Origin of the sequence: Variovorax sp. J22R115, assembly GCF_030317005.1 — a bacterium.
GTDB lineage: Bacteria > Pseudomonadota > Gammaproteobacteria > Burkholderiales > Burkholderiaceae_C > Variovorax.
In genome coordinates, this window is record NZ_JASZYM010000001.1 from 413,293 (window position 1) to 436,816 (window position 23,524).

Sequence of the window (23,524 nt, forward strand, 5' to 3'; positions counted from 1 at the left end):
GTGCCCCATGAACTCACCGCTTTCATCGCCGACAAGGCGCTATCTGTTGCAACGTTCGGCGGGCGTCGTGGCGGCCAATGGTCTGCTTTGCGCCCTCGGTGCATTGGCCAGTCGCCATGCGGTGGCTGCCGTCGGCAAGCAGACCGTGTCGGCGCGATCGCCGTATGGCCCGATCGCCCCGGTGCGCGATGGCAGCACGGGCCTGCCGCTGCTCGCGCTGCCCGAAGGATTCGAATACAGGTCGTACGGCTGGAGCGGCGACACGATGACCGACGGTCGCCCTACGCCCGACAGCCACGACGGCATGGGCGTCCTCAGGGTGACGCGAGGCGATTCCGATTCATTGGGCCTGCGCGAACACGACAGGCCGGATGGGTCGGTGTCGTTGGTCGTGCGCAACCACGAACGCGGCCTGGTCGCGGACACGGCGGACGTGGTCCAGGCGCCATCGATGTACTCCACATCCCCGGTCGACGGCATCATCACCATCTTCTACGGCACCCTGCCGATTCGCATCGGTGCGGGTCCGACTTTCGTCGGGGACACGACGCTCCCCGATCCGCCGCGGTTCGTCGGCTATGCGGGCGGCGGCACGACCAACCTCGTCTTTCTCGGCAACCGGGGCGTCCTGTCGACCTCGTCGCTGGGCGGCACGCTGGGCAACTGCGCCGGGGGCGCCACGACCTGGGGCAGCTGGCTCACGTGCGAGGAGACGATCGTCGACTTCTCCTTGATCAACGGCAAGAAGCACGGCTATGTGTTCGAGGCGGCGGCCATCCCCGCGAGATCCATCGCGACGCCGATCGTTGGCATGGGTCGCTTCGTTCACGAGGCGGTGGCCCTCGACCCGGCCACCGGCGATGTCTACGAGACCGAGGACAACCGCAACCTGTCGGTGCTCTACCGCTACAGGCCACGCAACACGGCCCGCCGTCTCGGGGTCCTGCAGCAGGGCGGCACCCTCCAGGCGGCGCGCATCGTCACCATCGTGCGGCAGGCTCGGCCAAGCACGCTGGCCGAGGCCAACTACGAAGCACTCCTCAACCCCGACATCGGCGATGAGTACGTCGTCGAGTGGGTCAACATCGCGGACCCCGACGCGAGCCCTGTGTTCGTTGCCGGCCAGCCGGGCCTCGAGACCTTGGGCCTGAGTGCCGGGCCGACCTATCAGGCGCTGTCGAACGGCTGCGCGCGGATGAGCCGTTGCGAAGGGATCGCGTATTCGGACGACCGGATGTTCATCGTGGACACCACGGCGGGCGTTGACGACCGCGAACGCAAGGGCCGCGGCGAGGGTGCGGTGTGGGAACTCCACCTTCGCACCATGCATCTTCGCGCGGTGTTCGTCAGCGGCAGCCAGACAGCGGGAAACAATCCCGACAACGCCACCGTCAGTCCGCGCGGCGGTCTCGTCTTGTGCGAAGACGGTGGCCTCGGCGACGGCGGCTCGCGGCTGCTGGGTCTCAACGAAGACGGCGAAGCCTACGTGTTTTGCCGCAACGAGGTGAATCTCAGCGCGAATGACGTTGCCACTGCCGGCAAGATCGTGGCTCCATTCGACTATCGGGGCATCGAGTTCGCCGGGGCGTGCTTCGACCGGCAGGGGTCGGTGCTGTTCGTCGGGATCCTCAGGCCGGGCATCACGTTCGCGATCAAGGGGCCATGGACGCTTGGCAATCTCTGATGCGGGAGCGCGAAGCTCGTCAAGCCGGAATCGACGAGTGGGGGAAGTTCGCCAACGTTCAGCGCGCAGCCTTGATCGGATGGCGGGCGTAGAACGACGCCAAGGCTGCCGCCATGCCGCCTGGGTTCTGCACATGCAGCAAGTGCGTCGTTCCGGGCAGCACGAATCCTTCGGCGTTCGGAAGCCAGTCGAGCAGAACTTTTTGGCGCTCGCCCCAGATCGGGGACACCTCGGTGCTCTTCTCGCCGATCACGGCGAGCACCGGTTGCGTGATGCGGCCCGCATCTTCGCGTGCGAGCCGCCACTGCTGAATGGCCGGCAGTTCCTGGCCGAAAAAGGTGTCGGCGTCCGCCACGCCGTGATCGAAAGCGCCCGGCAGCGCCTCGTCGAAAGGCGCTCGGTACGCGGGGCCCGCGACGATACGCATGAATCCATGCACCGCGGCCGCCTTGTCGCCCTTGCGGTAGCTCTCGAGCACCGGCGCCATCGCCGCCTGCCGCGTTGAAAGCAGGCGCTCGGAACTGTCGCCGACAGGCAAGGCCGGCTCGAGCAATGCCAACGAGTGCACGCGCTGCGGCGCGTCAATCGCCAGCTGGAGCGCGATGTTGGCCCCTGACGAATGGCCGACGACATGGGCCCGCTCGATGCCCAGCTGGCGCATCAGCGTGTCGACTTGCGCCGCCTGCTGCGCGATGCTGACCGGTCCTACGACGCGGCTGCTGCCCGCATAGCCCACGCGGTGCAGACTCAGCACGCGATAGCGGGCGGTGAGTGCAGGCTCATTCAGCAAGGGTTGGAACCACTGCGCGAACAGGCCGGCGTGGAGCAGAACCACCGGTTCCCCCGTGCCTTGCAACTGGTACTCCAATTCGATCGCCGGCTCGACGCGGGCCCGGTCCATTGCAGGTGCGGCTGGCGCGCCGGTGGCCGCCCCGGCGACCCCCAGGAGAAATGTTGCGAACAGGACGCTTTGGGCACGGAGCCGCTGACGGATGCGATATGGCTTCATGTCGACCTCGATTCGGCACCATGCCGACGGGGCCATTGGAGCGCGGAGCCGCAGCCGCGTCATGAGGCGGGCGTCCCACGCAACACGCATCGGCGCAGGGCCTCGGTCCTAGCGCACATCGGAGAGGGTCATGTCGACGGCACCGCGTGGCCGAAGCCGACCTCCCGCGCGCGCACGATCGCCTGGGCGCGCGTGGGCGCGGCGAGCTTGCCAAAGATGCTCGTGATGTGATTGCGCAAGGTCTTCGGGCTGATGGCCAGCCGCTGCGCAATGGCGTCATTGCCAAGCCCTTGGGCGATCAGCTCCAGCACCTCGCGCTCGCGTCGCGTCAGGTCGTCGAAACCGAGGCTGGTGTTGGCGTCCTCAGGCACTTCAGGAGCGGGAAGGAAGCGGCGAAGCGCGGCCTGCAGCTGCGGCCAGGCCGGCTCGTTCTCGAGGATCACATGGTTCGCACTGTCCAGCGTGACGAACTCGGCGCCCGGAATCAGCGAGGCCATGAGCTTGCCTTCCTCGTACGGCACGATGGCGTCGTGTCGTGCGTGCAGCACAAGGGCCGCGCACTGCACCTGCCGGGCAAGGTCGCAGACGTCGATGTCCTGCCATAGGCGCAGCATGCGCTGCGCGGTTTGGGGCGATGTCGCCATGCGCATCTTGTCGGTGAACCAGCGCCATTGCTCCGCCGTGCCGCCCGGCACCATCAGCGAGGTGAAGACCTGGCGGAACGCCGGCTCCTCGGCCCCCCACCCCTGCCCGATGAGTTCCAGCATCACGCGCGCCTTCTCCTCGGCCCCGCGCGCATTGCGCCGGAGCCGGCCCCTGCAGAAGCCGCCGCAAAGGACGAGATGGCTGACCCGCTCAGGATGGCGCACGGCATACGCGATCGCCACTGCCGGCGCGCCCGAGATGCCCCACAGCGCAAAGCGCTCCAGCCCGGTCGCATCGACGACCGCCTCGAGGTCGTGAACCCAGGCGTCAAAGGACATGTCGCTCACTTCGCGCTCCGACATCCCGACGCCCCGGCAGTCGTAGCTCAGCAACCTGTGGCGGCTCGCCATCTCGACGACCAGATGGCGCATCACGGGGCTCTCCCAATCGTGCTCCACATGGCTGATCCACGTCGGCACGCACACCAGCGGATGACCTCGGCCGCAGATGGCGTAAGCCAGCCGCACGCCGTCGAAACTGGACGTGAAATGGACGGAACGCCGGAAATCGCCCATGGCAAGACCACCCTCACGACAGCTTAGTCTCGCTGCGTGGTCCCCACAAGCGTGCCGCCCAAAAGGGAGCCCAGCACCCCTGCAGATGGCCGCGGGGGCTGTCGCGGCCTCACTGCGACTTCAGGTACTGGGCGAGATCAGTAATCTCCTGGGGGGTGAGGCCCAGCGCTCGTCTGGTGTTGTAGGTGGCTGCGACCTCCTCGAGCGTGGCGGCGGACCCGTCATGGAAGTAAGGCGCGTGCTGCCAAGCGCCTCGCAGTGGCGAGGTGCGGTACATCCTGGTCGCCGAACGGAAAGCGTAGCTCGGCGTTTCCGGTTCCGCCATCGAGTCGCTGGGGGGATGCAGGGTCGAGTTGGCATCGGTGAGGAGGGCGCCGCTGTGGCAGCTCGCGCACTTTCCTGCGCCGTCGAAGACCACTTTGCCGCGCGCGGCTGCAGCGGCGTCGAAACTGCTCGCCGGCGCAGCGGGAGCCTTCAATGACAACTGGTAGGCCTGCAACGCGGGCAGCTTGCTCGTCACGAAGTCTGCGGTGCCGTGGGTGATGTTCAGGTTCAGGCGCGGATCGGAGAAGTTGCCCTGGCCGCCCATCTGGGTCACGGCCACATACCGGTTCCAGTAGGCGATCTCGGTGCCGTCGCCGGTGAAGGTCACGCTGTGAATGCCTTCCAGCCCGTAGGCCGGCGGGATGACCACCGGCTTGTTGAGGCCGTCGATGTTGAAGCGCGGATCGTACTTGCCCTTGCCCCACGAGAGGTAGATCGCCTTCCGGGCCGCGTCCAACGCAGGCGAAAGCGCGATGATGGCGCCGGGATTCAAATCCCGATTGGCCCAGCCATCGAGCCGCTTGCCGATGCCCGGCGCGAAAGAATTGTCGACGGTCGAATGACAGAGCGCACAGGTGACACCGACGCGGGTCAGCGCGTCCTTGCCGCCAATCGTCTCCACGGTGCCCTTGAGGCCGACCACAGCGTCCAGCTTCAGCAAGGCGACGGTCGTCGCGGGATTCTTGAGATCGACACTTCCATCCTGGATGCCCTGCACCACAGCAAGCGGCAGCGCCTCGGCGTCGACCTTCAGCCCGACCTCCAGCGCCGTCACGGGACTGACTGCGGTACTGATGACCTCATGCATCCGCAGGGTGTCGGTCCAATGGGCTTCGTCGCCGAAAGTGTCGAAACGGAAGATCTGCTTGCCCTGTGCAACCAGAGCGGCTTGCTCGGCCGCCGAACCACCTGCGCCACCTGTGTCGAATGCGAATCCGCCGCCCCCGTGCCCGCCACCCCCGCACGCGACGGCAAGTGCGGCAGCGACCGCAGTCATTGTTGTGGTGAGCACGGTTCGTGCGCCGACCCTGGTTGCAACTCCGCTCGCTTCCATCCATTCAAGACGTCTGGCGGTCATCTGCAGCTCCTTTCGCAGCACTGGGCTGCATGGCGCCCGCAGCGGGTTGCGAGTCAGCAGCCAGTGACCATTAGATGGAGCAGGGGACCGTTCTGTTTCCGCACACCCGGAACGGCGGAAGTTGGATTCAACTGGCCGAGCAATCGGTCATGGCGGACAGTTCCACTTCGAGGTCCAAGCTGGAAGGTCCTTTGCACCAAAGGGCCGTTGCGGAAAGAGTGCCTCACTTCTAGCATGTCGGTTCCCTGGAGCCCATGACCTCGGACAGAGGCGGTGCCCTGCAATCTAGCGTGAAAGTCTTCATGGAGTCGATCATGAACGCGTCCTATGCGGTAAGGGCTCTGACACCGGCGCACGGCGATCTCGCCAACGCGGCCGGCGTGCCCGCCCAGCTGGCCAATGCGAAGTACGTCGAATCGCTAGCCCGCATCGTCTACTACTGGGGCTACCCGGCGGTCGATACCTTCGGCCGCACGAGCGCGTGGCAACTGATGAAGGAACCCGGCGCCACCCTGGGGCTGTTTCCGGGTGCGCCGAAGAATCGCATGGGCTATCTCGCGGACTACATGCCAGCGCCGCAGCGCAAAGTGGTCACGCCCAACAACGACACGATCTACGGCGTGGGCCTGGTCGACCTGGCGAGCGACAGCGTGGTGATCCAGACACCGACCGACGCGCCGAAGGGCCACTACTGGACGATTCAGATCGTCGATCTCTTCACCACCGTGACACACCAGCTGGGCTCGGCCTCGGGCACGCCGGGCGGTAAGCTGTTGCTGGTGGGGCCAGGTTGGAAGGGCGAGAAGCCGGCCGGCTTCATCGACGTGCTGCGCTCGCCGACCAACGTGGGCGGTGTGTTCGGCCGGAGCTTCGCCGCGCACTCGCCCGAAGCCAAGGCCCGCGCGCGCGCCGTGCTCAACCAGATCGGCATCGTGCCGCTGAGCCAGGACAAGCCGGGCCGCCTCGCTTTCGACTGCGAAGCCAGCGCGCGCAACAAGGTCTTCCCCGCGGGGCTGACGGCCGAGATGGTGACCGCCGACCCCGATTTGTTGCGCGGTCGACCGGTGAATGTCAAGACCTTCTGGGACGACCTGAAGAAGGCACTCGACGCGAACCCTGCCGTCGGCCCTGACGACGCACCCATGGCCGATCAGGCGCGCACGCTGCTCGCGTTGCGCGAATCCGCCCCGGCCTGGAGGACGCTGCTCGACCGGGTGGCGCTCGAAGCGGATGCCGAGCTGCACGACGGCGCCAAGTACCACCAGGTCGGCGTGGATGCCGGCGGCAATGGCTGGCAGCGACAGGAGAACGGCGGCGCGTGGGGCACCGACTGGTTCGGTCGCGCGCAGGCGGCGGTGATCTACATCTTTGTCAACGACTATCGCGAGGCGATCTACTGGATACGCGGTACCGATGCCAAGGGCGCTCTGCTGTACGGCCGATACGGCTACACGATGAATTTCCCGATAGGTTCGCTGCCACCCGTTGATCGCGACAAGGGCGGTTTCTGGTCACTCTCGATGTACGACCAGGATTACTACATGCTTCCCACGAGCCCGAACGGCCGCCACAACATCGGCACCGTGAACCTCGACGCGGACGAACTGGAGTTCAACGCAGACGGTTCACTCACGCTGCACCTATCGCACCAGCCGCCCGCGGACAAGTCCGCGCAGGCCAATTGGCTGCCAGCACCTGAAGGTCAGTTCGCGCTCATCGTCCGCACCTACGTGCCGATGCAGCCGCTGCTCGATGGCAGCTACAAGCTGCCGAACGTGCAGCGCGTGTAAGGATGGCCGGCGGCCTTGGTCGACCCGGCAGCCTCCGCCAAGGCTCTGACGGACTGTGGGCGCAAATGAGCAGACGAGGCCAGGGGCCGAAGCGCACATCTGGTAACGGAGCTTCACGCTTCTGCGTGCCGACGACACGGGACCGACACCGGAGCGCCTGACGATGGGATCTCCAACCCACGGAGACCCAGATGAAAAGCCTCGCACTCGTTCTCGCCGCGTTGACCTTGTCGGGCTGCATCGTCGCGCCGTACGACAACTATCGTCCGCCGCCGCCGCGTGGGGGCGCCTACATGGACCGCGACGGCGACGGTGTGCCCAACCGCTACGATCGCCGCCCTAACAATCCTTATCGCTATTGAGCCTGGGACGAAGGCATCGGCGGTCCGACGCGCGCGATCGGTCAGGGCGCAGGCTCTCCGAGCCCGTCAGTGCATGGCCCCGCGACCGGCGCTTCGCGAGGCAATCGAGAGCCAGCTCCTGCGGGGCGATTGCAGCAACGAACGCATCGCCAGCATGTTCGGGGGCCACCGGCATACGCTGTACGGTGGCTTGGAGGCCAGGGTCCAACTACACGCGCCTGCTGGAGGAGTCGCGCTGCCTGCTTGCGACGCGGTTGCTGTCAGGCACCGACATGCCGCTCGGCGAAATCTCCGCGACGCTCGGCTACAGCACCCAGGGCAACTTCACGCGAGCGTTCTGCCGGTGGTTTGAAGGCACGCCGAGCGCGTGGAGGCAAGCGAATGCCAAGGCGGGCCGAAGCCGCCGACCTGGCGCGCCGTGCGGTCCCGAAATAGAGAGTGATGGGTATCTATCCCGAAGACTCTTCGAGAAATGCCATACAGAGGTTCCCTCAGAGCGAAGCAAGCTCTGGCACCGCCCTGAACAGGTCGGCCTCCAGGCCATAGTCGGCGGCGCTGAAGATCGGTCCCTCGGGGTCCCGGAGACACCCAACTCGAAAACGCGAAGTTGGCTCCTCGCCGCCTGAGATGGGTACGTCAAGTGCGACGCAGCTCGCCGCAAAAGATCACCTGACCGCCGTCCCCCGGCGCAGAACGAAGGGCGATCGAATATCGACCGCTCAAGAGCTCGTTCATTTGCAGCGGCGATGTGTGAGCGAGGCTTTCTGCGGGACCGCCCACCCAGTAACTGGAGACGAGCACCTTCTCGTTCAAGGCATACGCGGGTTGGGGCGGCAGCGCACCGCAGGCAGCCTCGTAGATGTAGGTGTAGACATGGACCGGCATGGTGGTGTGCCATGGCACACCAGTGAAGTAAAGCAGCACGCCGGTATTGCCGTCCAGCGGCAGCACGGTCACACGCCCCACCTTGCCGGCATTGATGGGCGTCGCCTTCAGCGGTATGACGACCGCGTCGGCCGCCGCACTCGGTCTCGTTGTCGAGCCCGTGCCCGCGCAACCGCTGATGACGAATTGGGCAATGGCAATAGCTGCCAGAAAGCGCAAGTTCATGGCGCCTCCGAAACTGCAAAGCACAAGCGAGAGAGAATACGCCGAGGGGATAGGCGGTCAAGCTGCGCTGCAGCACGCTCGCTTCACGAATTCACGGTCTGAGAGGGACTCCTCGGACTAGAACAGGAAATACCGCTGCGTCATCGGCAGCGAGATTGCCGGATCGCAGGTCGGAAGTTGCCCGTCGGCGCGCACCGCATAGGTCTGCGCATCGATCTCCATCTTCGGTGTGAACGCGTTATGCACCATGTGCTGCTTACTGGCCCGGTGCGACGGCCTCTCCGAAGCTCAACCCGTCACAGCACTTCGTTGAACATGTACAGCGCGTTGTCCTTGCAGCGGTGCCAAAGACCGCGACGCGCCCACGTGGCTGCGTCCAGCTCAACGCACTCCTGCATGTCGCGCTCGAAGATCTCTTCAAGGCGCTTGGCCAGCGCGCCGTCGAGCAGACCGAGCGTGATCTCGTCGTTGATCTCGAACGAGCGATCGTCGAAATTGCTCGACCCGATCGCGCACCACGTACCGTCCACCGCCATGACTTTTTGATGCAGCAGGCATGTCTGGTATTCGAAGATCCGGACGCCGCCGGCCAGCAGCAGGTGGAAGTTGCGATGCGCCGCGTGCTGAACCATTGGCATGTCGGAGGCTTCTGCCGACGGCACCATCACGCGCACGTCCACGCCGCGCCGCGCCGCCGTGCACAGGGCGTCGATGGCCTCGCTGTCCGGAAGAAAATAAGGGTTTTGGATGTAGATGCGCTGGCGCGCAACGCAGACGACGAGGTGATGAAGGATCTTCACGGCAGGTGGGGAGCCCTCGGCCTTGATGCTCGCCACGTGGACGGCTACGTTGCCCACGGGTGCGAGCGGCGGGAACACCGCGTCGCCGACGAACAGCTCGCCGGTGTCCTCGACCCAGTTCTCGCTGAACGCGGCCTGCACCGCGTGCACCACCGGGCCGCGCACGCGCACGCCGATGTCACGAACGTTGTCGCGGCCCTGCGCCTTGCAGAGCCAGCCGTCGACTATGCAATGCCCGCCCACCAGCGCCACACGCCCGTCGACCACCGCAAGCTTGCGGTGATCTCGGTCGTTGAAGACGCCGATGTGGCGCACGTGGCGCGGGTGGTGCAACTCGAGGCGGCAACCCGCCTCCCGTAGGCGGCGCGCCGCATCCTCGCCCATCTTCTTGCCGCCATCGGCGTCCACCAGCACGCGTACCAACACGCCGGCGTTGCGGCGCTCAATCAGTGCATCTGCCAAGCGCCCGCCGAGCACGCCCTCTTTCCAGAGGAAGGTCTCGAAATGGACGGAACGGGTGGCGCCCCGGATCTCCTCGAACATGGCTTCGAAGAAGGCGCCATCCTCCAGCAGCTCGACCGTATTACCTTCATAGACCGCGCCCTGCGTCAGTCCGGAAAGCGATGGCATCAGCTCGTCGATGGGACTGTCGCAATCGATCGCGAGCTTTGGATCGCGGTGCCGCCGAATCGACCAGATCACCACCACCAGTCCGGCGACGACCAAGAACAGCACAAGCGCAAGCCAAGTAGGCCACCCCGCGGAACTTAGGTGATCGACGAGCACATGCCACCCTTCGCGGAGTTGAGACACAGCATCGTAGCCGCGATCCACGCCCGGTAAACCGGCGGGAGTTCAGCCCTTGCGGCCCAGCACCAGAAGCGCTGGCAAGTGGAATACGTTCGCCGGAGCAGACCGAAGGTCGGCTATCGTGCAAATTGAACCGCTCGGTGAATGACGGGTTCTGGCCCGACAGTCCAGCTCGAGCCTGGGCTCTGAAAAGATGGCGGTCTGTCGCGTCGTGAGTGAGCGGATCGCCGTAGGGCCAGTGGGCACGCGCCAGACGGGGCATGTCGAAACTTCCCGACCCTCGACGTTGACCGTCTTCTCGTCCGCGGTCGGCTGCGTCAGGCGCGTCTCGATGAAGCCGAGGGCCACGCAGTTCACGTTGACCCGCTCTCGGTGCCGGCATTGTCAACAGCCGCAATGGCGAGTCGAAGTGGCCCCTACCCAATGCGGGTGGTTCGCGCGGAGGTCATGCTCTGATCTGCTTCCCCTGGACTGAAGAAAGACGGAGCAATCGAAGTGAAGGCACTGGTCGCAGTCAAACGCGTCCTGAGCGTATGCAGCAGGCGGCCCTCGATCGGCACTTCGTCGGGCAAGCCCCAATCTCGGAACCGTCCCAGCCAGTCCTTCGCTCCTAGCGAAAGCGGTCGTTCCACTTCCGCGTTGGCGACGATGGGCAGCGCGGAGACTCTACAAGGAACGCATCAAGCCGCCGTCGACGCGGATGCTTTGTCCCGTGATGTACGCAGCGTCCTCTGAGGCAAGGAAGGCGATCGTCGCAGCGATCTCTTCGCTCGTGCCGTAGCGTTGCATCGGTACGCTCTGTCGCCGGTCTTCCTTCGCGGGGAGGCTGTCGATCCAGCCGGGCAGCACGTTGTTCATGCGCACGTTGCAGGCCGCATACTGGTCTGCGAAAAGCTTGGTGAAGGCCGCAAGTCCCGCCCGAAAGACGGCCGACGTTGGAAACATCGAACTGGGCTCCAACGCCCACGCCGAAGAGATGTTGATGATGGCGCCACTCTTCTGTCTTTCCATCACGGGCGCGACCAGGCGTGTCGGCCGAATCACGTTGAGCAGGTAGACGTCCATGCCGGTGTGCCACTGCTCGTCGGTCAGCTCCAGCACTGGCCCCTTGGGCCCGTGGGCAGCACTGTTCACGAGCACGTCGATGCGGCCCCAGCGCTCCAGGGTCATGTTGATCAACCGGTTGAGGTCCTCGTTCGACTGGTTCGATCCCGTGACGCCGATACCACCCAGTTCCTTGCCAAGCGCTTCGCCTTTGCCGGACGAAGACAGGACGGCAACCTCGAAGCCCTTTCCTGTCAGCTTGCGCGCAGCTGCGGCACCCATGCCGCTTCCGCCTCCCACCACGACAGCAACTTTTCCGGACATCGCCTTCTCCTTGAGCGTCTTAAGAACTCAAACGACCAACGCGGGGTCGACCAACCGGACACGGTGATCCACGTAGTAGCCGCCGTACTCCGTATAGCGCAGGAAAACGCTGCGGCATGTGCCGCACGCGTACACGTCGCTCCGGTTGAAGGGGAACCACGAGACGGCGATCGGCGCGTCGGCCGACCCATACCGGGTGCCGTCCGGGTGGAATTCCTCGAACGTTGGTTCGTCGATGTCCGGGGGCCGCAGCGTCCCGACCTGCTGCACCCCGGCAGGCCAGCGCTCGTCGGTGACGCTCTCCCAGGATGCCTGCTGCAGAACCTTGCAGCTGCACCGCAAGGCTTCGGACTTGATCTGTAGCGAACTCAAGTCGCGCAGCTGGGCAGCATCGATCATCGGTTTGGAGTCCGTCTGGATTGGGTCGAGCGCCTATTGTGACGCGCAGCGATGCTCCGCCGCCGGATAGCGGCCTGATGCCAGTCGTCTTCGAAGAGCTGGCGAGCTGCGCTGACAGAAGCAAACCGTTGTCGCGATCCGTCTTTTTGCCGCTCCGCCTCGACTCCTCGGAGGCGCTCGGTGTCTATTTCACGACATATTTAGAGCGTGACCTGCGCCAGCTGGCCGCCGCGGCGAAGTGACCGGCGCTGGCTGAGTTCTGCCCGACGGACGCAAGGCGAGGCGTCACGGGTCCTCGTGCTTCAATTTGCGTAGTTGCTCCTCCGAATGGTCAAGTTCCTTCCGCAGTTCTCGGATTTCTTTCTCCAGCCTCTCAATGTTCGCTGCCCGTCTCTGCTCGGGGGCAAGCGTCTCGCAACGAGACTGCACCGCGGCCAGAGCCTCGGCAAGTTGCCGTCGGCGCAGCATTTGGCCGTTGGAGCGCGCGATGGCCATGTCCCGCTCGATAGTGGCTTGTTCGGCTTTGCATTCGGTGTTGTCCACCTGACCCGTGGGCAGTGCGATTGCGGGACCTACCAAAGCTAGCGCGATGGCCAAAAAACAAGGGTTCGCGCACATACAAGTACCGGAGGGGAAGGAGACGCTGAGCATGCCAGCAACTGCCGCTGTTGGCCCCTTGTTGTTCTTGTACCGATTGGCCTGGTCTACGCTTTCGGCGTGTGGGAAGGAGGAAGAGTGCCCTGCATGTCGGCTTGCATCTGCGCGACCTGACGCTCCAGCTACCACGCACGAGTTGAGCTGACGTCCTTCTTTTTAGGGGTGCGGGTGAGTAGTACTTTTTGCTTGCAGTACATATGATGTCGCCACCAAAAATGGAGCTTCGAGGAGAAGATTTGTGAAACGCCACATGACGTTGACCGTCGCATCTTTGCTAGTTGCCGGTTGCGCGAGCGCACCCTCGACAGCGCCCCTGCCGGCCGACCTGGCAATTGTTGCGCCAGACCCGTCGGTGCCTGCTGACGTCCGAGCGCTTTCAGGCAAGTGGTCCGGTAAGTGGCGGGGCTTGGCAGGAGGACAGCAGCAGGAGACCGTCCTGATAGTCGAGAAGATTGCTGGCAACGAAGCCACGGTCGTGTACTCGCAAGGTGACCACAGTCGATTCAGGTCGCTCTACCACCGCGCGACGGCAAACGTTGAACCCGGCTTCCTCACGTTCACATTTGCGCTGAAGGACGGCCCGGCTGTGTACACCTACCGTCTTCAACCAGACGGGTCCCTGGACGCGAAGATGGAATACCGCGGCTTCAACGCGGTCTCCACCTTGAAACGGGCGACGTAGGTGCTGCATTCGTCAGGCGTTGCACGCGGTGGTTCCACCGCAGCCTGGACGAAGGCTGCGCGTCGGGGGGCTCAATGAGAACATCGGTCGCCATCATTCTGACGGGCATGGTGGCCGTCGCCTGGGCCGCTCCACCACAGATGTTCGGCAATGAAATTGTCAAGCATGAGCCACTGTCCGAGGAGCAGTTTCGCCAAGTGTTCCGCGCAGGGGCAACGGTGCACTACACGACCACAAGAGGTCATGTGGTGCGGAGTTGGACACTCGGCTCCGACGGTACTTTCGTGGCGAGCACGACCGAGAGCGAGGCGCTAGGCGGTCGGCACTTCCCATTCTTCTCTGGGCGCGGAAAGTGGTCCGTCCGTGCGAACGAACTGTGCGTCGACATCGACTGGCGCGACAAGGGAAATGCTTCCATCGGCACCGAGAAGTGGTGCCGCGCTGCGTATCCCATCAATGGGGCGTACTACATGGCGCCGGCGCCACATCGAATGCTCGAACGATTGAAGGAACTTCCTTGGGGGACTGTGGAGGTCTCAAACTGACTCCAGTACAGGCCGGGTTTTGTTGCATTTCGAGGCACCATCGACCGTCCGCTGTTGGTCGCTGTCGCCTGCGAGCACGCGCTTTCCGAAGGGGTCGCCAGGGCATGCTTGCCAAACTGAGGCGCTACGAGTCCGAACCCTTCAGAGGCCCAGGCCCATGGAGATGGATGAGATCGCGTTGCCGTAGCGCTCTAGCGTCCTGGCGTCGATGCGGGCCGACATCGGAGCGGGGGTGAGGTCGCGATGCGCCTGTTTCAGGGCGTTGCGCTCCCCCACCACCAACGAGCAACGTCCTTTTCGCACGCCAGAATGAAGCATCTCCGAAGCTGCTTCGCCGAGTGCAGCGACAGCGGTCTCATACTTCAAGCGCAAGGCATATGTGTCGGCATGGGGAGTCGACGGTGGCTCCGTGTGTATTCTGCGCCCTGGTCCGCCCAGCTGTTTGCTCGGAGGGGGAGGGCATGGCTCTGCCGGAGATTGGCCGTTGGGAGGTCCGGTCGTGGCCGCGTTTTGCCTTTCACGGCCGCGGACCGCGGAATGCCCGGTGGTCTTTAGGAAGTCGATGCAGCGCAATGCGCGCACATCGCGGCGATCAACGCTGACGGAGCATCCAGGCGCTCTGAGACGCTATCCATCCCCGCAATCAGGTCTGCCGCGGTTGCATCAACAAGGGACACAATCAAGCGCTCACGGGCGCAACAACGGTTGACCGCAATGAACGACCAACGCATATTTCGCGCTGTCACCGAGGGAGACCCGGAAAGCCAAGCCATGAACGGACGAATACACCGGCTTGCTCAGGAGGAACTCGCTATGTGCAGCGTTTCGATTGGGGTAGGAGCGCTTTTGTGCCCTTGTGGCGCGGTCGCCTCTGGCGCTTCATCTGACGGCAAGGCTGCTGCGAGCCAGGGCAGATTCTTCCTGCAGCTGCGGTCGCGCACCACCCACCTCTGTCCGGCCCAGCTTCCCGGGCCCCGCCATGTCTACTGAGCGCGTCGAAACTATCGTGATCGGCGGTGGTCAGGCGGGCTTGGCGATGAGCTACCACCTGGGGCGACTGGGCGGCGAGCATCTTGTGCTCGAGCGCGGAAAAGTTGCGGAGCGCTGGCGCAGCGAGCGCTGGGATTCGCTGCACTTCCAATCTCCCAACTGGAACATGAATCTTCCGGGCTGGTCCCGCATGACGGCCGACCCAGAAGCCGACCCCGATGCCTTTGCACCTCTGCGCGAGGTGACCGACTACATCGAACGCTATGCGGCGACCATTCGCGCTCCCATGCGCACCCAGAGCGCAGCGCTCTCGGTCACACGTAGGCCGGGGTCGCGCTTGTTGCAGGTGCAGACCGACGGTACCCTCTACGTGGCGCACACCGTCGTTGTGGCCACGGGCCCGTACCAGATCCCGCGCGCGACACCTTCACTTGGCGGTACCGTGTTCGAGCTCCACTCGACCCGTTACCGCAATCCCATGCAACTGCCCGCCGGAGCGGTGCTGGTGGTCGGCAGTGGGAACTCGGGTGTGCAGATTGCCGAGGAACTGTGCCGCGCCCACCGGCGTGTTTTCCTTTCCGTCAGCTCGCACGAGCGGATCCGGCGTCGCTATCGCGGAAAAGATTGCATATGGTGGCTGATCACAACGGGCTCCGCCGATTCAGTGCTGAGCGAGTGGAAAGGCGCTCGCCTGTCTCGTTTGATGACCGGGGTGGATGGCGGGCATGACATCGACCTGCGCCGCCTGGCGGCCGAAGGGATCGTGCTGATCGGCCGCGTAAAGGCTGCCGAAAACGGCAAGATCGCCATTGCCGACGATCTTGCCTCCAGCATGGCTCACGGCGAAGAATCGCTGAAGGCCTTCACTCGTCGATGCGAGGACGCGGTTCGCGCGCAGCGTTTGGATCTGCCTGCGCCTGATCCGTCTGCCGACCCTTTGCCGGATCCTCCGGAGCTTCAGACGCCGATCCGCAACCTCGATCTCGCTCGCGAGGGGATCAACTCGGTAATTTGGGCCAACGGTGCGCACGCCGACTTCAGCTGGATCGACCTGCCCGTCTTCGGCCAGTCACCCGAATCGAAGAGGGCACCTGTGCACCAGCGCGGAGTGACCAGCGAAGCAGGTCTGTACTTTTTGGGCCTGCCTTGGCTGCACAAATGGAAGTCGGCCTTCTTGTTCGGCGCAGACGAGGACGCGGCCTACTTGGCGGAGAACATCGTCTCACCGAAAAGGAGCTGATCGACCCGAGCGCAACGGCTATGGGCGTTGGACGACACCCACGCCGACCAGCATTTCACAAGGACCGACGAAACCGTCAACGGTTTCAAACCGGCTCAGCGCCTCTTCGATGGCTTGCCAGGCCTGAGCCCTTTCGGCATCGCTCAGACCGACCATCATTTGGTGCAGCGCACCAAATGACTCTCGCTCGAAACGCACACATTCGGCCGCACTCGTCAGCTTGACGGGCGATGGCACCTTGCGCACCTCGATGTCGCGCAGGCCCGCTTTTGCAAACGCCGCTTCGAGCACGCCTTCTGCGCCGAGCGAGAACGGGCCCGGCTGTCCGGGCAGCGGCGGAGGCAACTGCGCCCGCTCGCGAATGATCCTCACCGGAATCGAGAAAAAGGCGTTGTTGTCCGCCGTCGAATAGACGATGGCCGCGACTCTGCCGCCTGGTCTGAGCGCGCGGCAGATGCCAGCCAGCGCACGCTGTTGGTCGGGAAAGTAGATCAGCCCGACGCGGCTGATGGCTGCGTCGAAGGAGGCGGCAGGCAGCACGTCGAGCGCCTCGCCGTCGATCTCGCGCGTTTCCAGGTTTGAGAGGCCCGCTTTCCTGGCGTCCGCCGCCGCCCGTTCGAGCAGCGCGGGCGCGATGTCCGTTGCAAGCACATGCCCGTTCGTGCCCACGCGCCGTGCTGCGGAGATCGACTGCTCGCCTGCGCCCGCGGCGACGTCGAGCACGCGGCAGCCGGGGCCAATGCGCGCCAGATCGAACATGACGTCGGTTGCCTCTCCAAGCCAGGTCCCGACGAAGGGGCCCCAGCGATGCCACGCGTCGGCGGCGGCTTGCCACTGCGCGCGGGTAATGATCTTGAAGGCCGTAGCGTCGAACGATGGCTGCAGAACGGTGCTCATGGTGAATCTCCACTACAGGGTTGGTATGCGCAAAGCATCGTCCCGCGAGACGGCAAGTTCCAGTCCAGAAATTGCACTAGCTCCGGCGCCGTGGACGGGATAGATTGACGTCACCATGATCGACTATGGTCAGTTCTGCACCGTCGCACGCGGCGCCGAGGTCCTTTGCGAACGCTGGACCCCTCTGGTCGTACGCGAACTGCTCTGCGGCAGCACCCGTTTCAACGACATTCGGCGCGGCGTTCCCCGAATGTCGGGTTCATTGCTGGCGCAACGATTGCGCAAGCTCGAGGAGGTGGGCGTCGTCAAACGCGTGCAGGGCAAGGGCGTGTCGGCTGAATATCATCTGACCGGTGCCGGCGAGGAGCTGCGACCGATCGTGATGGCGCTCGGCCATTGGGGCGCGCGCTGGATCGGCAGTCGCCTCAAGCGCGGCCAGCTGGACGCCGGCTTCCTGATGTGGGACATGCGCCGCTTCGTGCGTCTGGCCGAGTGCCCGCCCGGCCGTTGCATTGTGGTTCATTTTCGCTTCACCGACGCGGCCGAGGGCGAAAGGCGCTGGTGGCTGGTGGTGGATCATGGCGGCGCCAACCTGTGCCGCGACGATCCGGGCGAGGACGTTACGCTCATCGTCGAATCGTCGGTTCTGACGCTGACCGAGGTCTGGACCGGCGACCGCGATGCCGAAGAGATGGTTCGCCAACGCAAGCTGCGCGTGATCGGCCCGGCACGTGATGCCCGCGATCTGTGGCGCTGGTTGGGCCGCAGCGCCTTCGCCCAAACCCGCGAGGTGGCTCGAACACTGCCATAGGCGCCATTCCACCTACGGTGGTGGCTGCAGCCTCGAAGCGATCCGGGCTATGACGCCCATCGCGGCCTCGTTCCTGGTGCACTGATCGTCGACGACGGCGACACCGCGTGCTGCCGGACCCGCTTCCCTCACAGCCCTGAACGGTGCGTCGGGCGACGGCTCGAAGAGCGGCGGGACGTACCTTCCGAATGCGCGACAACTGCCGGCACTTCAGCAGGACGCTGACGCTGTATCGACAGGGCTCCCGGCTGGGGCTATTCGTTGGACTGGCCACTTTGGTACCGCTGAATTTGCCGTGGTATGCCGTACCAAGTGCAGGGCAAGTTCTGCAATCCCTGACGGCTGTAGTCGGCTTCTACTTCGCTGCAAGTTTGACGGCGTCGCGAACGCCGGTCGATATGACCGCAGACGATGCCGCTGGATATTGACTTTGAGCGCCGCTGTCGGCTGCGGATTCAACCGGTCCTAGGCTCGAAGTCGGCATTCGCTGCATTCCCGTGGCTCGGTTCGGTCACGAGCGGGCCATCGCGTCCGGCACGATGGCTGCCTCCGTTCTGGAGTATTCCATGCTGACACGGCTTGACTGACAATGACTCTGGTCACCCGCAGCAGATACGGTGTTGTTGGATAGCGGCATGTCCTGTCGTTGGAGAACCGGCTGGGCGCCAGAAGGCCCCACTACCAAATGACCACGCCTGAAACTCGTTACGCAAAAGTCGGGGACGATCGCGTCGCCTATCAGGTTCTGGGCGACGGGCCACGCGATCTGGTTTTCACGACGGGTTGGTGGGCATCCTTGGATCTTGAATGGGAGGAGCCTGCCATTGCGCGCTTCCTCCGGCGTATGGCGTCGTTCAGTCGGGTCATCCGCTTCAGCGCTCGTGGGTCCGGATTGTCCGATGCGCGCCCAAAGGATGGGCGAGATGCTTGCCTTCATTGGACGGAAGACCTACTGGCGGTCATGAATGCCGCCAGGTCCAACACGACGGCCCTCTTTGCCATGACCAATGGCGGCTCCATGGCAATCCGGTTTGCAGTTGCTCATCCTGAGAGGGTATCGGCGCTGGTCTTGCTGAACACCACGGCATGCTGGGTTGCATCCGCGGATTACCCGGCAGGCTTTCCGCCGGAAGAGTTAGCCGGTTTTTCTCGCTTTGCTCGGAAGCATTTTGGTACTGAGCGTTTTGCGCGCGTACACAATCCAAGCCTTGATCATGACGAGCGCGCGTTGAGCCGGCAGGCAAAGTACGCGCGAGCCATCGCCTCGCCCAAGGCCGTCGCCGAGATTTTTGAGATCGAGTTGGAAAGGGATGTGCGTCCGGATTTATGCGCCGTCCGAATGCCGACGCTTGTGATGACGCGTCACAATTGCCTGTGGGCATCTTTACCCCAGGGGCGCTACATCGCCGAGAACGTCGTCGGCGCGCGCTTCGAGGAGCTACCCGGTTCGGACTCTCTTCCCTATTGGGAGGCTCCAGATCTGATTCTCGACCATGTCGAAGAATTCCTGACTGGAAATCGCCGAGGCGCTGAGTCGGATCGCGCCCTGGCGGCCGTACTGTTCACCGACATCGTTGACTCGACCAAACACGCCGCCGATCTCGGGGACGCAGCGTGGCGAGAGCTGCAGGATCGTCACGAAGAGATCCTGCGCGAGCAGATTGGGCTCTTCCGGGGTCGCCTGGTCGATACTGCCGGCGACGGCGTTCTTGCCGTTTTCGAACGCCCGGATCGTGCGATTGAATGTGCGCAGGCCCTGCACACTGCATTGGCCAGCTTGGAGCTTTCGATTCGTGCGGGCATACATTTTGGCGACGTTGAGCTGCGCAACGATGGCCAGGTGGGCGGCATGACCGTGCATATCGGCGCGCGTGTGCAGGCACTGGCCAAGGCTGGCGAGGTGTTGGTTTCACGTACGGTCCATGATGTTCTGGTGGGCTCCCGCTTCAACTTCGTTGGCCGCGGCGCGTACGAGCTGAAAGGGGTGCCAGGCCGCTGGGAGGTCTGCGAGGTCGTCGAGCGTCTCGATCCCACTGGCCCCTATGAAACCGAGCGGCATTGAGCGGCTGCTTGCGCGTATCCAAGCTGGGGCGCATGCAAAGCCGCTTTGGGCACGTGAGTGCGTGCGTGCACGCCTCATGAGTGCTTAGCGTTTCCTGACACGGAGTGTTCTGCCCCTGAACTTCCGCTCGTGGCCGTGACTGCCTATTCGCCGAACTCGCCGATAGCTGCCCTTGGTCAACGGCGTGACCACGCTGAAGGTCAGCAACCAAGCGTGGCCGCGAACTGGTGCTCGCGGCCAATTCTGTTGAAAAACTCGATTGAGCGACAAGGGTTGCCGAAGCCCAAACGTCAGGCGCAGAGCGCGAACCGTGCATCGATGTTCATGAGAGCCCGCGTAGAGACGCTCAGGCGAGTTTCGTGGCGTGATTGGTCGCGCGGTACGTCGAGCGCACCTTGGACGCCTCCTACGCAGGAATCGGCTGCGTGGCAACGCCGAAACCGAGTTTTTCAACAGAATTGGCCAGTTGCCGCCATTCGTGGCCGACAGGTTTGGTGCTCAAGCAAACCCGTCGATGAGGGCCCGCGCGCCGGGGAGTGCGTCGTTTGATTTCCGCCAGACCAGAGTGAAGTTGTTCGCCGGCATTGGCACGGCCTCCTCCAGCGCAAGGCCTTCATTGCCCGCCACTTCCACCACCTTGTCGATGTCGCGCACGCCCCAGAGAGGATTCCTTGCGCGCAGGCTCGCGTCGAACGCTTCATTGCTCTGCGACGTATGCGCGCCGCCGCGCATGTACGGGCCGTAGGTCACAAGCACGCCACCGGCGGGCAGGATCCTGCCGACGCCCGCCATCAACGCGAGCGTGGCCTCCCACGGGGAGATGTGAATCACGTTGATGCACACGACCGCATCGGCCGCGGATACGGGCCAGGGATGCTTCGTGATATCGATGGCGAGGGGCGGCTTTACGTTCGACAGGTTGCCTTCGCTCACCCACGCCTCGATGGAAGCATGACGCTCCACGTCCATCTCGCTGGGCTGGAAAGTGAGGGCGGGCAAAGCCCTGGCGAAGTACGCCACGTGCTGCCCGGTGCCGCTGCCGATCTCGAGCACGAGGCCGCGTGGCGGCAATACGCGCGCAAGTACCTCGAGGATCGGCTGCTTGTTGCGCTCGGGGGAGGGGGCGGTCTCGCGTGAGTCCATGCAGCGATGGTAAGCCTCAAGTCGTGCTCGGCGCCTCAACCGCTCCGTCTGCTGCCTGCCGATGTGTGCCCTCCGCTGCGGGGACTTCCTTGAGGTCCCTGTGGACGGGCTCGGCCGGCAGCTTTGCGGCAACGAGATCAGGAAAGTGAATGTCGCTTCAGCCCTCCCTGCCTTCCACCAGCACCGGTCGCGCGGCAGCTGTGCAGCGACAGCGGCCGCTGGGCGACGCCTCTCCTGACAACCACTTCAGATCCTATTTGAATACTCGGAGGTCGATGCAAGCAGCGGTTGGGGGCATTCGACTTTGCTCCAAGGGGGAACCCGGTTGCAATTCCACCGTGCGTTTGCTCGAATTCACATCGAACTGCCTGGTCGCTTCGACCGCTCCGTTCGGCAAGGAGGTGCGCGATGAAGACTCACCGCAGATGCCTCGTGATCGCCGCGTCTGCACTGCTGGCGATGCCGAGCGCCGCATTCTCGCAAGTCCGCAAGGAATACCGCCTCGGCGTCTTGTCGATCGACGACAACCCACGAGACCCCATCTGACGAATTCGTGATGGAACTGGCTCGGTTCGGCTTTGTGGAAGGCCAGAATCTGACGGTGTTCCCTAGTTTTATTGGACGGGATGGCACCACGGCCGAGACAGCCGCTTCCAACCTTCTGCCCCTCCGGGTCGACGCCATCTACGTCGTCGCCGGAACAGCTGGCGTACAGGCAGCAAGGCTGGCCACGTCCACCATCCCGATCGTGATGTTGACATCGTCAGATCCGGTGGGCGATGGCCTGGTGGCCAGCCTTCGTCAGCCTGGCGGAAACGTCACTGGCAATGCGATCTTCGGGCCGGAACTCCTTGCCAAGCGTCTTCAGATCCTCGTCGAGATCACCGACCGTCCTCGCCGGGTGGCTTTCTTGACAACGACGCGTTCTCCCTATGCATTCCGCCCCAAGAACCAGCAGTATCTGGCAGCGGCGGCACAGAGAATGGACACCTCAGCGCAGGTCTTTCTGATCGACTCGATCGATGAAATCGATTCAGTCATCGCGGAGATTGGACGACTCCGTCTGCCGGTGCTGGTCGACACAACGTCTCTCTTCTATATCCACGCCAAACGCCTTGGCGAGCTCGTTGTACAGAACCGCCTTCCAGCGATTGGGGATGGAAGGCGGTATGCGGAGGCTGGATTTCTCGCGTCCTACGGGCAGGACTATCACGACCTGGCGCGTAAATGCGCCCGCTACGTTGCGAGGATCTTTCGGGGAGCCGATCCGAAGGAGCTGCCAGTGGAACTGGCTACAAAGTTCGAAATGTTTCTTAACCTCAGAACAGCAGCCACATTGGGCGTAACTGTCCCACGGAGCCTGATCTTCGGCGCTACCGCGGTCATCCGCTGAGGCTAAGCGATGGGGTCGGAGCCACCCGGCCTGCATTGCGAAGCTGCCGTGCAGCGGCGGTTGCGGTCCTTCCCAGTCACTCGTCAAACTCCCGCTGTCGGCCCCATTCCAGTCGTCCAGGTGTCAAGGAGCCTTCGGTATCGACGGCCGGTCTCAGTCGTCTTTTTCTGCCGTAGGCCCTCGTGGTTCGGTCGGCGCTGATCGGCCAACAGCCGACCTTCGAAAGCCCTCCGAGAAGACCCACCGTCGTCCGCAGCTTGCCCGCGGCGCGCCGATGGGCCCGTGGCCAGCATAAGCCTTTCTTAAGCCGTTTTTTGTACTCTCTCGTGACAGCGACATAAATCCCCCACGAGGAGCCGAGATGGACCGCATCAAAGACGCTGCATGGCTAGTTGTCGGTTGCGGGGTGTTCCTCGCCATCGGCAAGTCGCTCGTTGACGATCTGCATGACACCTTTGGCCCAAGCCATCCTCCCATGGCAGCGCCTCAGCCGAGCCACCAGGATGTCGCTGTCTCCGATTCGGCGACGCTCGAGCGCTGAGGGCGGGACTGCATCAACGGTCGTGGTCGGCCCCTGGCCGTGGGGCCGTAGGCGATCCCGCTGCGGCGTTACCGCGCGGCCGGCAAATGACCAGATGCTCGACGGCCGGGCATTCCGTGTGCTCACGGTGATTGATCAGTGGAGTCGCGATAGTGTGTCTCTAGAGGCCAACTTCCGGCTGACAGGTCGATGCGTCGGGAAGGCCCTCGAAGAGGCTGCAATCGAGCGTGGGTGGCCCAAGGCGATCACGGCGGACAACAACACGGAGTTCACGTCCAAGGCGCTCGACGAGTGGGCCTGGCGGCGTGGCGTGAAGCTCGACTACACGCGACCCGGAAAGCCCACGGACAACGGGCTGATCGAGTCGTTCAACGGTCGGCTGCGCGATGAGTTTCTGAACGTCAACGAGTTCATTACGATGCAGGATGCGCGTGAAAAGTTGAAGGCTTGGCAGCATGAATACAACCTTCACCGCCCGCACGGTTCGCTCGACCACCTGACCCCGAGCGAGTTCGTCAATAAGAGGTCAGCTCAACAAGCCGGAAGCCGCCCGCCTCCAGATTAAGGGGGAGACGTCACAACCGGGTCAAGTCCACACGCAGCTTGAAC

Annotated in this window: 25 protein-coding genes and 3 pseudogenes; 14 read left to right on the forward strand and 14 right to left on the reverse strand. The window is 63.9% G+C overall.

What is annotated here, in order from left to right; all coding sequences use genetic code 11:
* Positions 1 to 7 precede the first annotated feature (7 nt).
* A complete protein-coding gene (locus tag QTI04_RS01735) occupies positions 8 to 1,684 on the forward strand; it encodes an alkaline phosphatase PhoX (protein WP_286613943.1) in 1,677 nt (558 codons plus the stop codon).
* 58 nt (positions 1,685 to 1,742) lie between these two features.
* On the opposite strand, the gene QTI04_RS01740 is transcribed toward QTI04_RS01735, so the two are convergent.
* From QTI04_RS01740 to QTI04_RS01750, 3 genes are all read right to left on the reverse strand, one after another.
* On the reverse strand, positions 1,743 to 2,693 hold the full coding sequence (locus QTI04_RS01740) for an alpha/beta fold hydrolase (RefSeq protein ID WP_286613944.1): 951 nt from the start codon (positions 2,691 to 2,693) through the stop codon (positions 1,743 to 1,745).
* 128 nt (positions 2,694 to 2,821) lie between these two features.
* Positions 2,822 to 3,913 (reverse strand): alpha/beta fold hydrolase, encoded by a 1,092-nt coding sequence (locus QTI04_RS01745; RefSeq protein WP_286604055.1) that lies wholly within the window; start codon positions 3,911 to 3,913, stop codon positions 2,822 to 2,824.
* A gap of 109 nt (positions 3,914 to 4,022) precedes the next feature.
* Positions 4,023 to 5,315 carry a c-type cytochrome gene (locus QTI04_RS01750; protein ID WP_286613945.1) on the reverse strand — a complete coding sequence of 431 codons (1,293 nt, stop codon included), beginning with the start codon at positions 5,313 to 5,315 and terminating at the stop codon, positions 4,023 to 4,025.
* 314 nt (positions 5,316 to 5,629) lie between these two features.
* On the opposite strand from QTI04_RS01750, the gene QTI04_RS01755 reads away from it, so the two are divergent.
* The 3 genes and pseudogenes from QTI04_RS01755 to QTI04_RS34255 all read left to right on the forward strand — a co-directional run.
* The gene (locus QTI04_RS01755) at positions 5,630 to 7,105 is read left to right on the forward strand and encodes a DUF1254 domain-containing protein (RefSeq protein WP_286613946.1); all 1,476 of its coding nucleotides are present in this window, start codon (positions 5,630 to 5,632) and stop codon (positions 7,103 to 7,105) included.
* Between the two features lie 191 nt (positions 7,106 to 7,296).
* A complete protein-coding gene (locus QTI04_RS01760; protein WP_286613947.1) occupies positions 7,297 to 7,467 on the forward strand; it encodes a hypothetical protein in 171 nt (56 codons plus the stop codon).
* 185 nt (positions 7,468 to 7,652) lie between these two features.
* Positions 7,653 to 7,832: pseudogene (locus QTI04_RS34255) on the forward strand (helix-turn-helix domain-containing protein); the annotation flags it as partial.
* A gap of 126 nt (positions 7,833 to 7,958) precedes the next feature.
* Here QTI04_RS34255 and QTI04_RS01765 read toward each other — a convergent pair.
* From QTI04_RS01765 to QTI04_RS01795, 7 genes and pseudogenes are all read right to left on the reverse strand, one after another.
* Positions 7,959 to 8,048: pseudogene (locus QTI04_RS01765) on the reverse strand (electron transfer flavoprotein subunit alpha); the annotation flags it as partial.
* Positions 8,049 to 8,103: 55 nt separating this feature from the next.
* Positions 8,104 to 8,577, reverse strand: a complete 474-nt coding sequence (locus tag QTI04_RS01770; RefSeq protein ID WP_286613948.1) for a hypothetical protein — start codon at positions 8,575 to 8,577, stop codon at positions 8,104 to 8,106.
* 117 nt (positions 8,578 to 8,694) lie between these two features.
* Positions 8,695 to 8,826 (reverse strand): hypothetical protein, encoded by a 132-nt coding sequence (locus QTI04_RS01775; protein WP_286604050.1) that lies wholly within the window; start codon positions 8,824 to 8,826, stop codon positions 8,695 to 8,697.
* 47 nt (positions 8,827 to 8,873) lie between these two features.
* Positions 8,874 to 10,112, reverse strand: a complete 1,239-nt coding sequence (locus QTI04_RS01780) for a phosphatidylserine/phosphatidylglycerophosphate/cardiolipin synthase family protein (protein WP_286613949.1) — start codon at positions 10,110 to 10,112, stop codon at positions 8,874 to 8,876.
* 342 nt (positions 10,113 to 10,454) lie between these two features.
* Positions 10,455 to 10,550: pseudogene (locus tag QTI04_RS01785) on the reverse strand (3-oxoacyl-ACP reductase); the annotation flags it as partial.
* A gap of 303 nt (positions 10,551 to 10,853) precedes the next feature.
* Positions 10,854 to 11,555: an SDR family oxidoreductase gene (locus QTI04_RS01790; protein WP_286613950.1), complete on the reverse strand. Its 702-nt coding sequence runs from the start codon at positions 11,553 to 11,555 to the stop codon at positions 10,854 to 10,856.
* Positions 11,556 to 11,582: 27 nt separating this feature from the next.
* Complete coding sequence (locus QTI04_RS01795; protein WP_286604047.1) at positions 11,583 to 11,954, reverse strand: hypothetical protein; 372 nt, start codon at positions 11,952 to 11,954, stop codon at positions 11,583 to 11,585.
* Positions 11,955 to 12,031: 77 nt separating this feature from the next.
* Between QTI04_RS01795 and QTI04_RS01800 the strand changes: the two genes are divergently transcribed.
* A complete protein-coding gene (locus QTI04_RS01800) occupies positions 12,032 to 12,196 on the forward strand; it encodes a hypothetical protein (RefSeq protein ID WP_286613951.1) in 165 nt (54 codons plus the stop codon).
* Between the two features lie 43 nt (positions 12,197 to 12,239).
* Here the strand turns inward: QTI04_RS01800 and QTI04_RS01805 are convergent, their stop codons facing one another.
* Entirely contained in the window at positions 12,240 to 12,605 is a 366-nt protein-coding gene (locus QTI04_RS01805; RefSeq protein WP_336621866.1) for a DUF1090 family protein, read from the reverse strand.
* 256 nt (positions 12,606 to 12,861) lie between these two features.
* Between QTI04_RS01805 and QTI04_RS01810 the strand changes: the two genes are divergently transcribed.
* Complete coding sequence (locus QTI04_RS01810; protein WP_286604044.1) at positions 12,862 to 13,293, forward strand: hypothetical protein; 432 nt, start codon at positions 12,862 to 12,864, stop codon at positions 13,291 to 13,293.
* A 74-nt stretch (positions 13,294 to 13,367) separates the two neighbouring features.
* Positions 13,368 to 13,838, forward strand: coding sequence for a hypothetical protein (locus QTI04_RS01815; RefSeq protein WP_286613952.1), 471 nt, complete (start codon positions 13,368 to 13,370; stop codon positions 13,836 to 13,838).
* Between the two features lie 141 nt (positions 13,839 to 13,979).
* Here QTI04_RS01815 and QTI04_RS01820 read toward each other — a convergent pair whose 3' ends face one another.
* Positions 13,980 to 14,156: a hypothetical protein gene (locus QTI04_RS01820; protein WP_286613953.1), complete on the reverse strand. Its 177-nt coding sequence runs from the start codon at positions 14,154 to 14,156 to the stop codon at positions 13,980 to 13,982.
* 661 nt (positions 14,157 to 14,817) lie between these two features.
* Between QTI04_RS01820 and QTI04_RS01825 the strand changes: the two genes are divergently transcribed.
* Positions 14,818 to 16,068, forward strand: a complete 1,251-nt coding sequence (locus tag QTI04_RS01825) for an NAD(P)-binding domain-containing protein (protein ID WP_286613954.1) — start codon at positions 14,818 to 14,820, stop codon at positions 16,066 to 16,068.
* A gap of 18 nt (positions 16,069 to 16,086) precedes the next feature.
* Here the strand turns inward: QTI04_RS01825 and QTI04_RS01830 are convergent, their stop codons facing one another.
* On the reverse strand, positions 16,087 to 16,965 hold the full coding sequence (locus QTI04_RS01830; protein WP_286613955.1) for a class I SAM-dependent methyltransferase: 879 nt from the start codon (positions 16,963 to 16,965) through the stop codon (positions 16,087 to 16,089).
* 115 nt (positions 16,966 to 17,080) lie between these two features.
* Between QTI04_RS01830 and QTI04_RS01835 the strand changes: the two genes are divergently transcribed.
* Positions 17,081 to 17,776 carry a winged helix-turn-helix transcriptional regulator gene (locus tag QTI04_RS01835; RefSeq protein WP_286613957.1) on the forward strand — a complete coding sequence of 232 codons (696 nt, stop codon included), beginning with the start codon at positions 17,081 to 17,083 and terminating at the stop codon, positions 17,774 to 17,776.
* A 685-nt stretch (positions 17,777 to 18,461) separates the two neighbouring features.
* Positions 18,462 to 19,838, forward strand: a complete 1,377-nt coding sequence (locus QTI04_RS01840; protein WP_286613958.1) for an adenylate/guanylate cyclase domain-containing protein — start codon at positions 18,462 to 18,464, stop codon at positions 19,836 to 19,838.
* 498 nt (positions 19,839 to 20,336) lie between these two features.
* Here the strand turns inward: QTI04_RS01840 and QTI04_RS01845 are convergent, their stop codons facing one another.
* Positions 20,337 to 20,981, reverse strand: a complete 645-nt coding sequence (locus QTI04_RS01845; RefSeq protein ID WP_286613959.1) for a DUF938 domain-containing protein — start codon at positions 20,979 to 20,981, stop codon at positions 20,337 to 20,339.
* 408 nt (positions 20,982 to 21,389) lie between these two features.
* On the opposite strand from QTI04_RS01845, the gene QTI04_RS01850 reads away from it, so the two are divergent.
* The 4 genes from QTI04_RS01850 (at position 21,390) to QTI04_RS01865 (ending at position 23,480) form a co-directional block, all read left to right on the forward strand.
* Positions 21,390 to 21,527, forward strand: a complete 138-nt coding sequence (locus QTI04_RS01850) for a hypothetical protein (RefSeq protein ID WP_286613960.1) — start codon at positions 21,390 to 21,392, stop codon at positions 21,525 to 21,527.
* Positions 21,528 to 21,537: 10 nt separating this feature from the next.
* Positions 21,538 to 22,374, forward strand: coding sequence for an ABC transporter substrate-binding protein (locus tag QTI04_RS01855; protein WP_286613961.1), 837 nt, complete (start codon positions 21,538 to 21,540; stop codon positions 22,372 to 22,374).
* A gap of 361 nt (positions 22,375 to 22,735) precedes the next feature.
* Entirely contained in the window at positions 22,736 to 22,915 is a 180-nt protein-coding gene (locus tag QTI04_RS01860; RefSeq protein WP_286613962.1) for a hypothetical protein, read from the forward strand.
* A 94-nt stretch (positions 22,916 to 23,009) separates the two neighbouring features.
* Positions 23,010 to 23,480, forward strand: coding sequence for an integrase core domain-containing protein (locus QTI04_RS01865; RefSeq protein ID WP_286613963.1), 471 nt, complete (start codon positions 23,010 to 23,012; stop codon positions 23,478 to 23,480).
* The last annotated feature ends 44 nt before the right edge of the window (positions 23,481 to 23,524 follow it).

Excerpts from the sequence above, each read along its gene's own strand:
- QTI04_RS01735 (WP_286613943.1), top strand. The coding sequence starts at position 8 with ATGAACTCACCGCTTTCATCGCCGACAAGGCGCTATCTGTTGCAACGT.
- QTI04_RS01740 (WP_286613944.1), bottom strand. The coding sequence starts at position 2,693 with ATGAAGCCATATCGCATCCGTCAGCGGCTCCGTGCCCAAAGCGTCCTG.
- QTI04_RS01745 (WP_286604055.1), bottom strand. The coding sequence starts at position 3,913 with ATGGGCGATTTCCGGCGTTCCGTCCATTTCACGTCCAGTTTCGACGGC.
- QTI04_RS01750 (WP_286613945.1), bottom strand. The coding sequence starts at position 5,315 with ATGACCGCCAGACGTCTTGAATGGATGGAAGCGAGCGGAGTTGCAACC.
- QTI04_RS01755 (WP_286613946.1), top strand. The coding sequence starts at position 5,630 with ATGAACGCGTCCTATGCGGTAAGGGCTCTGACACCGGCGCACGGCGAT.
- QTI04_RS01760 (WP_286613947.1), top strand. The coding sequence starts at position 7,297 with ATGAAAAGCCTCGCACTCGTTCTCGCCGCGTTGACCTTGTCGGGCTGC.
- QTI04_RS01770 (WP_286613948.1), bottom strand. The coding sequence starts at position 8,577 with ATGAACTTGCGCTTTCTGGCAGCTATTGCCATTGCCCAATTCGTCATC.
- QTI04_RS01775 (WP_286604050.1), bottom strand. The coding sequence starts at position 8,826 with ATGGTGCATAACGCGTTCACACCGAAGATGGAGATCGATGCGCAGACC.
- QTI04_RS01790 (WP_286613950.1), bottom strand. The coding sequence starts at position 11,555 with ATGTCCGGAAAAGTTGCTGTCGTGGTGGGAGGCGGAAGCGGCATGGGT.
- QTI04_RS01795 (WP_286604047.1), bottom strand. The coding sequence starts at position 11,954 with ATGATCGATGCTGCCCAGCTGCGCGACTTGAGTTCGCTACAGATCAAG.
- QTI04_RS01800 (WP_286613951.1), top strand. The coding sequence starts at position 12,032 with ATGCCAGTCGTCTTCGAAGAGCTGGCGAGCTGCGCTGACAGAAGCAAA.
- QTI04_RS01805 (WP_336621866.1), bottom strand. The coding sequence starts at position 12,605 with ATGCTCAGCGTCTCCTTCCCCTCCGGTACTTGTATGTGCGCGAACCCT.
- QTI04_RS01810 (WP_286604044.1), top strand. The coding sequence starts at position 12,862 with ATGACGTTGACCGTCGCATCTTTGCTAGTTGCCGGTTGCGCGAGCGCA.
- QTI04_RS01815 (WP_286613952.1), top strand. The coding sequence starts at position 13,368 with ATGAGAACATCGGTCGCCATCATTCTGACGGGCATGGTGGCCGTCGCC.
- QTI04_RS01820 (WP_286613953.1), bottom strand. The coding sequence starts at position 14,156 with ATGCTTCATTCTGGCGTGCGAAAAGGACGTTGCTCGTTGGTGGTGGGG.
- QTI04_RS01825 (WP_286613954.1), top strand. The coding sequence starts at position 14,818 with ATGTCTACTGAGCGCGTCGAAACTATCGTGATCGGCGGTGGTCAGGCG.
- QTI04_RS01830 (WP_286613955.1), bottom strand. The coding sequence starts at position 16,965 with ATGAGCACCGTTCTGCAGCCATCGTTCGACGCTACGGCCTTCAAGATC.
- QTI04_RS01835 (WP_286613957.1), top strand. The coding sequence starts at position 17,081 with ATGATCGACTATGGTCAGTTCTGCACCGTCGCACGCGGCGCCGAGGTC.
- QTI04_RS01840 (WP_286613958.1), top strand. The coding sequence starts at position 18,462 with ATGACCACGCCTGAAACTCGTTACGCAAAAGTCGGGGACGATCGCGTC.
- QTI04_RS01845 (WP_286613959.1), bottom strand. The coding sequence starts at position 20,981 with ATGGACTCACGCGAGACCGCCCCCTCCCCCGAGCGCAACAAGCAGCCG.
- QTI04_RS01850 (WP_286613960.1), top strand. The coding sequence starts at position 21,390 with ATGAAGACTCACCGCAGATGCCTCGTGATCGCCGCGTCTGCACTGCTG.
- QTI04_RS01855 (WP_286613961.1), top strand. The coding sequence starts at position 21,538 with ATGGAACTGGCTCGGTTCGGCTTTGTGGAAGGCCAGAATCTGACGGTG.
- QTI04_RS01860 (WP_286613962.1), top strand. The coding sequence starts at position 22,736 with ATGGACCGCATCAAAGACGCTGCATGGCTAGTTGTCGGTTGCGGGGTG.
- QTI04_RS01865 (WP_286613963.1), top strand. The coding sequence starts at position 23,010 with ATGCTCGACGGCCGGGCATTCCGTGTGCTCACGGTGATTGATCAGTGG.